The sequence below is a fragment of the Virgibacillus indicus genome, assembly GCF_002266285.1.
In the GTDB taxonomy this organism is placed as follows: Bacteria; Bacillota; Bacilli; order Bacillales; family Amphibacillaceae; genus Virgibacillus_K; species Virgibacillus_K indicus.
Genome location: NZ_NPMS01000002.1, coordinates 1 through 11,545, shown reverse-complemented (window position 1 = coordinate 11,545; position 11,545 = coordinate 1). Strand labels below are relative to the sequence as shown.

Below are 11,545 nucleotides of genomic sequence, written 5' to 3'. Positions count from 1 at the left end.
AGCCTCCTTCCTACTCGGCAAATTCCGCAAGAACATCAAGGATTTCCTGATGAAATGCAGTTCTTGAATTTTTTCGGTGAATTTCCTTGTACAGTTCTCCGTCCTGGATAAATAAAATTCGCTGACAGTAGCTTGCACTAAGCGGATCATGTGTCACAAGCATAATGGATGTATCGTGATTTTCATTTAAATGAACCAGTGCCTCCATCAGACTTTTGGCATTTTTCGAGTCAAGTGCGCCAGTAGGTTCATCGGCTAAAATCATTGCCGGTTCATGTACTAATGCACGGGCTGCCGCGGCGCGCTGCTTCTGCCCGCCTGAGATTGTAACAGGGTATTTTTCCAGGATTGCTTCAATGCCAAGCTTCTTTGCTACATTATGGACAGAGGGTTTTATTTTCCGTGAAGCCACACCCTGTAAGGAGAGGGGGAGTGCAATATTTTCATAGACCGTTAAATTCTCCAGCAGATTAAAGTCTTGAAAAATAAAGCCGAGCTGCTCAGAGCGAAAATCAGCCAATTGTTTTTGTTTCATTTTGGTAATGCTTGTTCCGGCAATTTCTATCGTTCCATTTGTTGCATTGTCCAATGTTGAGATAACATGGAGAAGAGTTGTCTTTCCAGCACCGGATGGCCCCATGATCCCGACAAACTCTCCTTGATTTATGTCAAATGACACATCCATTAAAGCATGGAACTGATTTTCATTTTTTTTGCCATAAATTTTATTTAAATTTTTAACATGTAATACAGATTGATTCATTATGTTACCTCCATATTTTTTAATCTGTACTTAGTGTAAAAAGTTTTTGAGTATAGTGGTATGCAATTACCTTTCAGGAGGCTTACAGTTTTGTAAGGTAAGGAGATAATAAGATGGCTGCCTTGGAGGCAGCCGATTATTATCCGTCCTATGAGTATATTATTGCGACTGTTTTCCCACCCTTGTAAAAAGCTTCTATGGTTTAAAACTTATTCTTTCTCGTTTACAATAGGTGTAATGAGATTTTAGAAGGTAGGTTGCTAGTGTTTTGAAAAGTATCAGTGATATTAATATCCAAAAACTGTTTCCATCTGTGATTTACAGGCGAGGAATGCAATATTATAAACAAGATAGAGTAAGTGATCTGCTATATGATATAAATTACCAGGTCTGGACCGCAACGGTTCATGGCACGGAGGATTATTTTGTTGAAATTAATATGAAGGATTTTTCTAAGGGTTCCATTGATACCTATTGTGACTGCCCTGCTTTTGATACATTTGGTTCGTGCAAGCATGTTGCTGCAACGCTTATCAGTATTGCGCATAAAGATTCGGGCAGGCCACAAGCTTTAGCAGCATACGATTATCAGGTGACGAATCGCTTTATCAATGCGCTAACTTCCATCCAGCAGCATGATAATGCGAATGAGATCCTTCCTGATAAGGCTCCAATGCATGTAGAGTATTACTGCAAATGGACGTATGATAAAAATATTGTCATTGAATTAAAAACTGGTATCAAAAGATGCTTTGTAGTGAAAAATGCATTTGAATTTCTGGAAAATGTTTTCCAGGGAAATGAACATTATTTCACAAAAACATTTACCTACAATCCGGAAATTCATTATTTCCTGCAGCAGGATCTGGCTATTTTCGAAATACTGTATTCCATCTTGAAAAATGAACAGATCTATAATGGCTATATGTACTATCACTATCAGGGGAACGCTAATGATAAGCGTTCGATTGTCATACCGCCACTTGTTGTGGAAGAACTATTTGAAAAAATAACCGAACGGGATTTCACAGTGGAAACCCGTGATAAAAGCTACACCTATGTAAAGGTGGAGAAGAATACCCTTCCATTTACCTTTTCATTATCGAAAAATGAACGAAATGATTTACTGCTTAAAATGGAAGAGAAATTAAATGTAACCTATTTCAAGCCATATGAAATGTTGTTTTACGAGGGAATCTTCTACTTTCCTGCGAAAGATCAAATTCCGATAATTGAGGAAATAAGTAAATTCAGCATGAGTGATCTGCAGCTTCCAATCACCAAAAACCAGGCAGACACCTTCTTATCGGAAGTGCTGCCATCGTTAAAAAAAGTCGGAGATGTGAAGATATCCGAAAAGGTCACTGCAGAAATCATCCAAGTCCCACTGAAGGCGAAGATGTATTTGGAAGTAAAGGCGGACTGGATTGTCGGCAGGCTGGAGTATCATTATGGAGATCAGCGAATCGATCCGTTTGCCGGACGGGAAGAAAATGATGTTATTATCATTCGTGATGTCGAAAAAGAACAGCAGATTATGCGTTTAATTGAACATGCCAATTTTCATTACAACGGGAAAGAACTCTATATTGATGCAGATGAAGAGGGGATGTATGAATTTCTTTATAGTGTCCTGCCACTGCTTGATAATCATGTGGAGTTATTTCTGACTTCAGATATTCGAGGAATGATTGTAGAAAATGAACCTTCCCCACGTACAAGTGTCAGGCTGGAATCATCCTCCAACCTATTAGAAATTGGATTTGATATTGATGGCGTAGATGATTCGGAGATTAATCAGATAATTAATGCTGTAATTGAAAAGAAGCGCTACTATCGACTGCAGAACGGGGCATTGCTTTCATTGGAAGGAGAGGAATTCTCCTCAATGAAGCAGTTCTTCGATGATTTTGGTATAAAACAGGATGACGTGCAGGATGGCAATGTTCATATGCCTGTTTATCGCGGGACTCAAGTAGATGAGCTGATAGAAACAAATAAAAGCTATGATCCATCGTTTCGAAAATTATTGCATCAGCTGAAATCACCCGAAGATCAAGTTTATGAGCTGCCAGAAAACCTGCAAACTACATTACGGAATTATCAGCATACCGGTTTTCAATGGTTTAAATCATTAAGCAACTATTATCTTGGTGGTATTTTGGCAGATGATATGGGGCTTGGGAAAACGCTGCAGAGTATAGCTTATATTGCTTCAGAGCCGAGCGGTAATCCACATTTAATTGTTGCACCATCTTCAGTAGTATACAACTGGAAAAATGAATTTGAGAAGTTTGCTCCAGATCTAAGTGTCGCAATTCTAACAGGAACTCCGCTTGAACGTCAGCAAAAAATAGCTGAATTGCAGGGAGTGGATGTCTGGATTACATCGTATTCAACGATACGGCAGGATATCGAGCTTTACCGTGAGTTAACGTTCCAGACACTTATTCTGGATGAAGCACAGTATATTAAAAATTATGCTACAAAGACATCCAAGGCTATACGTGAGGTCAAAGCAAGCCGCCGTTTTGCATTAAGCGGAACTCCTATTGAGAATTCGATTGATGAGCTCTGGGCAATCTTTCAGGTAATACTGCCGGGACTCATGCCCAAACACCGTGAATTCAAGCAGTTGTCCAATGAAAAAATTGCAATGATGACGCGTCCGTTTATTCTGAGACGCTTGAAAAAGGATGTATTAAAAGAACTTCCGGAAAAAATTGAATCTGTCAGTGTTTCAGAGCTCACAAAGGAACAAAAGGATTTATATATAGGCTATCATCGCCAACTGCAGGTGGAAGCGGCACAGTCGATGAAGGAAAGTGGATTTCAGCAAAACCGGATGAAAATATTGGCAGGGTTGACGAGACTCCGGCAGATATGCTGCCATCCAGCTTTATTTATCGAAAATTACGAGGGTGCTTCAGGGAAGCTGGAGCAATTGATGGATACTGTAAGAAATGCGATGGAAAATGGCAAGCGGATGCTTATCTTTTCCCAGTTTACAAGTATGCATGAAATTATTATTGAAAAGTTGAAAGAAGAAGGTATTGATTATTTTTATCTGAATGGTCAGACCCCGTCTCGCGAACGTGTAGAAATGAGCGATCGCTTTAATAACGGGGAAAGGGATGTCTTTTTAATATCATTGAAGGCTGGGGGAACCGGACTGAACCTAACAGGTGCTGATACCGTTATTCTTTATGATCTATGGTGGAATCCTGCTGTAGAAGATCAGGCAACGGGAAGGGCCCACCGTTTTGGACAAAAAAATGTCGTCCAGGTGATCCGGCTCATTACAGAGGGCACAATTGAAGAAAAAATATTTGATCTGCAGCAGAAAAAACGTGAACTGATTGATCAGGTTATTCAGCCAGGTGAAACCATGCTTTCTTCCTTAAGTGAAGAAGATGTAAGGGAACTGCTCAGCTTATAGAAAGAGGCACTTATGTGTCTCTTTCTTTAATTGGATTCATAAAAATATATATGTTTACATTATTTAATATTAGGGAAAATAATTAAAAATTAACCCATTTTTTGGGAGGAGATTCGATGAGAACTATTCTAAGGGGTTTCACAAAATTTATTGTTGCGAACGTTATGGTAGTTTTCGCTATCATGCTTTTGCCTGTATTCATATTTACTGACGATGTAGCAATTTTTAACGAAATTTTAAATTATTTATTCGGCAATAAAGGTTAATTTAAGCTGAGCATGTTATTCCGCAGTGAAAAAGGGAATAATGATAAAAAGTACAAGGAAGGATGTTTTCAATGACAAAAAACATTCGAGCATATTTTAAAACAGAAAATGATGCAGAATCGGCACGAGCAAACCTGCAAAAGTTACGAGTGTCAAATGTTTTTATAGACGAATTTCCTGAGGAAGAACGTGAAAGTGAATTTGTACCGATACTTCCACTTGGAACAGCAGGTACGGGAACTGGAGTAACAGGAGCAGGAATTGCCAGTGGAGTTGCTGATGAAGTTTCTATGAGTTCGGATTCATTTCTTGAAGACGATCGCAATGACAATCATGTAACTCATTTGCTTGAAGGACAGGTTGAGGATGAAGATTATAAAGAAGCACTGCAGATTTTAGCAGATAATAACGGATATGACAGTAATTCATATTAAACAGCCGGGCGATTAAATCGTCCGGCTGTTCAATGGGAAACTATCCTACTGATTTAATGTAAAAAGCTTGCGTGGGCGGCCCTTGACATAAGGTTTTTCTTCCCCGACAACTTTAATTACTTCTCCTGATAAAAGTTTATTAATGGTCCGCTCGGCACTGCGCTTAGTTACTCTGTAGTATAATGCAATGTCGTTTGAAGAAAATGGTTCATTGTTACGGATGGTGATAAAGTCAATAAAATTATAGGAAAGTTCATTATTAAGCCTTGCTTTATGAATAAGGGACTGATATAGACGGGACGAGTCAAATTGTTTTTTTATCCCAAGCGGTCCGATTGTTTCTTGTCTGTCATTAACAATAAAGCAGCTGCTATGCTCTGAATTGCTGCATGCTTCCAATGCAAGCCTTGCATGATCTTCAGCCTGTCTTGCTGTTAAGCCAAGGCCGAAGCCGATTTCAACTGGGGTATGCACAGTTCTTTCCATTTCCCGAAGCAGTGGGAAATCCCGGTAGTGATTCGTAATATGGTCGAGAACTTTTTTTGTGCCAAATAAAAAAAACTCGTTATTGTTGCCGGCCAGTACAGATGCATCTGTTTCCTGGCTGAAGTTTAATAAAATATTATAAAGATTTACTAAAAGCTTCTGTGCTGCAAGCTCGCCTTTTTCCAATTTGATATCAATTAAGTTTTTGATCCGGATGCTGCCTACTATTATCAAAGCACTTGAGTTCTGGTTTACCCTGGCCATTAATTCTGCTTTTTCTACAGCAGAATGGACGTTTTTCATAGGGATCGCCATTTTGCTTACCGGAATACCGTATTCCTGGAGCCGATATTCAATTTCTTCGGCAGATGTAAGAACATAATCAATTTTTCCTTCATCCCATAAATGCTGGTGAAAGGAAACAATTTCTTCAGGATCAATGGATTCCTCTTCACAATAACTGTATGTATATATTTCTTGTTCCTTTTTATCCAATTCCCTCAGAACTTCCTCCACATGAATGCGATTATAAACATCTATCGACAGGCGATTTAATTGCTGTTTATGATTATATATGAGTCTGTAAAAAGATGTAAGAACCATATATTCATCGAAAGGGACTTGGACGGCAGGAAGCTTTTTCTTTTTTATTTTTTCCTGAGCATAAAAAAAAGAAAGGGGTTCTGCAAATAAATAAAGGTCGCACATGATGGCCTTTTCGATTAATTCATTAACTTCTTCTGCCTTTTTATACAGAAAGGGAACTATTTCAATTTTATTATCCTGACTGGAATTTTTTATAAAACATTTCATTACGGATTCGCTGGCAAATACTGCTATTTTTACTTTCATCATATATCCCCCCTTTAAAAAACCATCTATTTACTAAAGTAGTTAATCAGAAGTTTGCCAATTTCAGCTATATACTCCTGACCTATGCCATTTCTTGTCCATCCTTCTGATAAAATTGCGACTTCCATTTTCTTATTCTTGTAGTTATAAATGGCTGCTTCGTGTTCAACACCATGTAACTCTCCGGATTTATGATAAATCTTGATTTGATCTTTATCCTTTAAATTTTTGGCTAGTTTATTTTTAAATTGCTGATTCAATAGGATTCTCAGCATTTGCTTGCGGCTTTCACCTGATAAAAAATCATTATTTTCAGAAATTAATTTCAGGAAAGTAATCATATCCTGGGCGCTCGTGTAATTTTCATGACCTTCTTGTTGTGCCTGCTGGTCCATAAATTTACGTTCCATGTTCGTTTCCCTGCAGTTTAAAATTTGAGCAAGTTTGTTTATATTATCCATTCCAACTGTATCGAGCAATAGGTTGGACGCAGTATTATCAGAAACAATGATCATTAATTCCAACAGATTTTGATAGCTGTGTATATTGGAATCTGTTAGGTAGTTTATCACTCCTGAGCCACCCACCATCGCTGCCTTTTCGATGAAGATCAGTTTTTCAAGAGACAGTTTATTTTCTTCTGCTAGTCGAATGGCCTCAATTAAAATGGGGATCTTGGCAAGACTAGCTGCTTTTCTCTTTTTTGCAGCATCGATGCGGATATGTCCATCTGGTGTATCGATAGCAATGGAAAAGTTTTGCCTCACATCACTGACCAGCAGCTGGATAGCTTTATCTAATTGAGTGAAGTTCATCAATTGACCACCTTTGGTTTTCTGGTTTGACTAGCTGAAAGCTATTTAAATTATTTAATTGTAACTATAGTAGTGAATTTTCCCAATATTGTCAAGATGGGTCACGTATATCAAAATTCAGAAAAGCAGCTGCATATGGTATGCTCAACATAGATACGAAACATAGCGGAGGGTTGCTTATGAAAACATTTTTGGAAATGGTACAGGCAGATGTTCCAATTATTCAGGCAGGTATGGCAGGAGGGATAACTACCCCAGAATTGGTGGCTGCTGTCGCAAATAATGGGGCTTTAGGAACAATAGGCGCAGGTTATATGAGTGCCGCAGCATTAAAAGAAGAGATACAGCAGGTGAAGGCACTAACAGACAAACCCTTTGCGGTAAATTTATTTGCATTGAACTTGGAGACGTTTTCTACGGATATTGGTGAAATGCAACATTTTTTAGATAAATACAGAGAGGAACTCGAATTAGAGCCTGGCAGTGATCAGGTTAAAATCAATGATTATTTGCAGGAGAAAATTTACGTTATTCTGCACGAAAACGTACAAATCGTAAGCACAGCTTTTGGAGTGTTATCCTCTGCTTTAATCGAACGTTTAAAAAATAATAATGTCACCTTGATTGGGATGGCCACTAACCTAAATGAGGCTAAACAGCTTGTGGAAGCGGGATATGATATCATCGTAGCACAAGGAATTGAAGCGGGCGGGCACCGTGGAACATTTGATGAAGCAAAATACCCAAAAGGATCAGATATTGGTTTATTGGTTCTATTGCAAAGTTTCCTCGAACATCTTTCGGTACCGGTCATTGCAGCAGGAGGCATCTATAAAAAAGAACAAATTAGTGCATTATTACATATGGGGGCTGCAGGAGTTCAGCTTGGAACTAAATTTTTAATTGCAAAAGAAGCGGGTACCAATGAAGCTTACAGGAGATCATTAATAAAAGCTGACGCGGAGGATACAGTCATTACCAAGGTGTTTTCTGGAAGGCCTGCGAGGGCAATTAATAACCGATTTATCAAAGAGACAGAAACAAGCAGGATTAATCTGCTGCCATTTCCGATTCTAAATGAAATCACAAAAGATATTCGTGCAGCAGGCAAGGAGTATTCGAAGGCAGAATTTCAATCACTGTGGGCGGGACAGGGAGTTGGCGCAATTCAAAAAGAAGAAAAAGTTAAAGAGATAATAGATTCCTTGTTTGATAAAGAAATAACTGAGGCATGATATAGAGATTAATACCCGGAAATCATTGCAGATTGGATTGTCGGGTATTTTTTAGTGGGATTATCCCAAAATTAAAACTAGTGTGTCGTTAATTAAAGAGAAAAATTTTAAAAGTTTTTCTAGAAATAAATGTAAATTTTTCCTTGATTATTTAATGGTTATAGCATCTGGTTAAACCTTGGTAACATTGACTATTTTCAATAAATTACATAAATGTATCATATAAAATATTTTGTAAGCTAATAGACATATTTATCACTTTTTTGAAAAAATTAATGAAATAAATTTAATTTAGTAGTATAATACTCGCTACAGATAAATTTATTAACGCTAAATTGTCTGAATAATATAATCATTTTACATCAGGAGGTTCAAGCAAATGAATTTAAAGAAATGGTCACTGTTTCTGGCATTGGCACTTGCGATGACAATAGTTCTTGCAGCCTGTGGCGGAGATGACAGTAAATCAAACAGCAGTTCCTCAGAGGGTTCAAGTGGTAACGGGAATGCTGCTGATCAAACGTTTGATATTAATATTAAAACCGAACCACCTTCATTGCACCCTGGAAAGGCAACTGATACTACTTCAGCTGCAGTTCTATACCAAACTTTCGAAGGTCTAATGAGAATTAATCCAGAAGGTGAACCTGAAGAGGCGATGGCGGAGTCCTATGAAGTCTCTGATGATCAATTAACTTACACCTTCCACATTCGTGAAGATGCTACATGGTCAAATGGTGACCCTGTAACAGCACAGGATTTCGAATATGCATGGAAATGGGTTCTGGATCCAAATAGTGCTGATGCTGATTATGCATATCAGTTATATGTAATTAAAGGTGCACAGGCTGCCAAAGAAGAAGGCGGTTCTATGGATGATGTTGGAATTACAGTAAAAGATGATAAAACATTAGTTGTTGAGCTTGCACAGCCAACACCATATTTTCTTGATTTAACAGCATTCTATACTTATTATCCAGTAAACCATAATGTGGTTGACGGCGTGGATGACTGGGCGCTTGATGCCTCAGAAAACTACGTTACAAATGGACCATTCTTAATGGAATCATGGGAACATAAAAATCAAATCGTACTTAAGAAAAACCCTGACTACTGGGATGCAGATACAGTTAACTTTGAAACAGTAAACATGTACATGATTGATGATGAAAATACATCATTGGAAATGTACAACAGTGGTGAACTGGATTGGGCAGGGTCTCCAACAGATTCACTGCCGCTTGCAGCAATTCAATCATTGAAGAGTGATGGGTCACTGAATATCTCTCCAATGGCTGGAATTTACTATTATTCATTTAATACAGGGCAAACACCGTTTGATAATGCAAATATCCGCAAAGCCTTCGCTTTATCCATTAACCGTGAAGGTATTGTGAAAAGTATTACACAACGGGAAGAGCAGCCAGCTATGGCACTTGTTCCGCCATCCATTTGGGAAGAAAACAGTGAAGGTTACTTTAAAGACAACGATGTCGAACAAGCAAAAGAATATTTAGATAAAGGATTAGAGGAATTAGGTTTAGATGAACTTCCTCCAGTAAAGCTTTCCTATAACACGAGTGAAGCACATGCATCTATTGCACAAGCTGTACAGGATATGTGGAGAGAAAATCTTGGTGTGGAAGTAGAGCTTAATAATGAAGAGTGGAATGTTTATCTTGATTCTCTAAGCCAAGGAAACTATCAAATTGGACGTATGGGCTGGGTTGCTGACTTTAATGATGCCATCAACTTCCTTGAAATCTTCCAAACAGCAGGTGGAAACAACTATACAAACTGGGAAAATGAAGAGTATGCAGCTTTGATCGAACAGTCAAGAACTGAAACTGATCCGGAAAAACGCAAGGAGATTCTTCGTCAGGCAGAACAAATCTTTATGGATGAAATGCCACTTGCGCCGATTTATTTCAATACAAATGTTTGGTTGAATAAAGACAATGTGAAAGATATTGATGTATCTCCACTTGGTGGAATTCAACTTAAATGGGGCTATATTTCCGAATAATATTATTGGTAAATTGAAATTTGTAAAGCAAATGAGGCTGTCCCAAACCAATGACCTGACTCCTTCACGATTACTCCAGCATTTTCTCTAAGAAAGATACGGAATGCAGCAACAGCTAGGAATCAGGTCACGGGGATAGCTTCATTTTAATCTCTGAAAAATATGAGAGTTTTAGTTTGTAAGAAAATAAACAATTATAATTCCTGTCAAAAATAGAAAAATGGTATTAATACCCGGACCCCTTAAGTAAAACTTCAGATAGTGAATCATTATTTCTTATAGGTTCATTTGTTCTTCCAATCAAAACAAGTTTGGAAGAATGAGTGAATCGTTATAAGAATAATAGAATTCATCCTGTTTTTTGGCTGGAAAATTAAGATAATACAAATTTTTTACAGTCTATAGAAATGGAGGTGCAAGGCTCGTGGCTAAATATTTGTTAAAACGGCTTGGCTATATTATTGTTTCCCTGTTTTTCATCATTACAATCACATTTTTCCTGATGCAGGCAGCACCAGGTGGACCGTTTGCTTCTGAGCGTGCTTTGACGCCGGCTTTGGAGGAACAGATGAATGAAGCGTATGGATTGAATGAGCCGATCCATATTCAATATTTTAATTATCTTGTAAACGCATTTCAATTTGATTTTGGGCCTTCCTTCAAATACGTCGGACAGGATGTTACTGAGATTATTGCGAGAAGCTTTCCATACTCGCTGGTATTGGGAGCTGAAGCGATCCTGATTGCACTTTCAATTGGTGTATTATTGGGCGTTATCGCTGCGGTAAAACATAATAAATTTGGTGATTACACCGCAATGGTCATTGCGGTACTTGGGATATCGGTCCCAAGCTTTATCATGGCGACTATTCTGCAATATGTGTTTGCGATCCAAATGGATGCCCTGCCTGTCGCACGGTTCGAATCGTTTGCCCATACGATCCTGCCGGCCGTGGCACTTGCCACGACACCGCTTGCGTTTATCGCACGACTGATGCGGTCAAGCATGCTGGATGTTCTAAACTCCGATTATATCAAAACCGCAAAATCCAAAGGACTCAGTGAACGAGTGGTTACCTATAAACACGCGTTGCGAAATGCAATCCTGCCGGTTGTTTCCTATTTGGGACCATTGGTGGTTTCCATTCTGACGGGAAGCTTTATCATTGAAAAAATCTTCGGGATACCAGGACTGGGCAGTGAGTTTGTGGTCAGTGTAACCAACCGGG

General features: G+C 38.5%; 9 protein-coding genes. 6 read left to right on the top strand and 3 right to left on the bottom strand.

The features are described from left to right. Positions 1-10: 10 nt before the first annotated feature. A complete protein-coding gene (locus CIL03_RS05790) occupies positions 11-763 on the bottom strand; it encodes an ABC transporter ATP-binding protein (RefSeq protein WP_094884516.1) in 753 nt (250 codons plus the stop codon). A gap of 268 nt (positions 764-1,031) precedes the next feature. Between CIL03_RS05790 and CIL03_RS05785 the strand changes: the two genes are divergently transcribed. The 3 genes from CIL03_RS05785 to CIL03_RS05780 all read left to right on the top strand — a co-directional run bounded on the left by CIL03_RS05785 (position 1,032) and on the right by CIL03_RS05780 (position 4,902). Further along, complete coding sequence (locus CIL03_RS05785; RefSeq protein WP_094884514.1) at positions 1,032-4,202, top strand: DEAD/DEAH box helicase; 3,171 nt, start codon at positions 1,032-1,034, stop codon at positions 4,200-4,202. Between the two features lie 116 nt (positions 4,203-4,318). Beyond that, positions 4,319-4,468 carry a hypothetical protein gene (locus CIL03_RS19770; protein ID WP_165767901.1) on the top strand — a complete coding sequence of 50 codons (150 nt, stop codon included), beginning with the start codon at positions 4,319-4,321 and terminating at the stop codon, positions 4,466-4,468. 71 nt (positions 4,469-4,539) lie between these two features. Beyond that, positions 4,540-4,902 carry a hypothetical protein gene (locus CIL03_RS05780; RefSeq protein WP_094884512.1) on the top strand — a complete coding sequence of 121 codons (363 nt, stop codon included), beginning with the start codon at positions 4,540-4,542 and terminating at the stop codon, positions 4,900-4,902. Between the two features lie 45 nt (positions 4,903-4,947). On the opposite strand, the gene CIL03_RS05775 is transcribed toward CIL03_RS05780, so the two are convergent. Together CIL03_RS05775 and CIL03_RS05770 are read right to left on the bottom strand one after the other, a co-directional pair. Then, complete coding sequence (locus tag CIL03_RS05775) at positions 4,948-6,240, bottom strand: hypothetical protein (protein WP_094884510.1); 1,293 nt, start codon at positions 6,238-6,240, stop codon at positions 4,948-4,950. 26 nt (positions 6,241-6,266) lie between these two features. After that, complete coding sequence (locus CIL03_RS05770; RefSeq protein ID WP_094884508.1) at positions 6,267-7,055, bottom strand: serine hydrolase; 789 nt, start codon at positions 7,053-7,055, stop codon at positions 6,267-6,269. Positions 7,056-7,234: 179 nt separating this feature from the next. Here CIL03_RS05770 and CIL03_RS05765 point away from each other — a divergent pair, with 179 nt between their 5' ends. From CIL03_RS05765 to CIL03_RS05755, 3 genes are all read left to right on the top strand, one after another. Then, a complete protein-coding gene (locus CIL03_RS05765) occupies positions 7,235-8,290 on the top strand; it encodes an NAD(P)H-dependent flavin oxidoreductase (RefSeq protein WP_094884506.1) in 1,056 nt (351 codons plus the stop codon). 379 nt (positions 8,291-8,669) lie between these two features. Beyond that, on the top strand, positions 8,670-10,316 hold the full coding sequence (locus CIL03_RS05760) for a peptide ABC transporter substrate-binding protein (protein ID WP_094884504.1): 1,647 nt from the start codon (positions 8,670-8,672) through the stop codon (positions 10,314-10,316). 424 nt (positions 10,317-10,740) lie between these two features. Then, the coding region (locus CIL03_RS05755; protein WP_094884502.1) for an ABC transporter permease at positions 10,741-11,545 on the top strand (805 nt) is incomplete at its 3' end.

Bases quoted from the DNA above. Each gene is read 5' to 3' on its own strand.
- CIL03_RS05790 (WP_094884516.1), bottom strand. From the start codon at position 763: ATGAATCAATCTGTATTACATGTTAAAAATTTAAATAAAATTTATGGC.
- CIL03_RS19770 (WP_165767901.1), top strand. From the start codon at position 4,319: ATGAGAACTATTCTAAGGGGTTTCACAAAATTTATTGTTGCGAACGTT.
- CIL03_RS05780 (WP_094884512.1), top strand. From the start codon at position 4,540: ATGACAAAAAACATTCGAGCATATTTTAAAACAGAAAATGATGCAGAA.
- CIL03_RS05775 (WP_094884510.1), bottom strand. From the start codon at position 6,240: ATGAAAGTAAAAATAGCAGTATTTGCCAGCGAATCCGTAATGAAATGT.
- CIL03_RS05770 (WP_094884508.1), bottom strand. From the start codon at position 7,055: ATGAACTTCACTCAATTAGATAAAGCTATCCAGCTGCTGGTCAGTGAT.
- CIL03_RS05765 (WP_094884506.1), top strand. From the start codon at position 7,235: ATGAAAACATTTTTGGAAATGGTACAGGCAGATGTTCCAATTATTCAG.
- CIL03_RS05760 (WP_094884504.1), top strand. From the start codon at position 8,670: ATGAATTTAAAGAAATGGTCACTGTTTCTGGCATTGGCACTTGCGATG.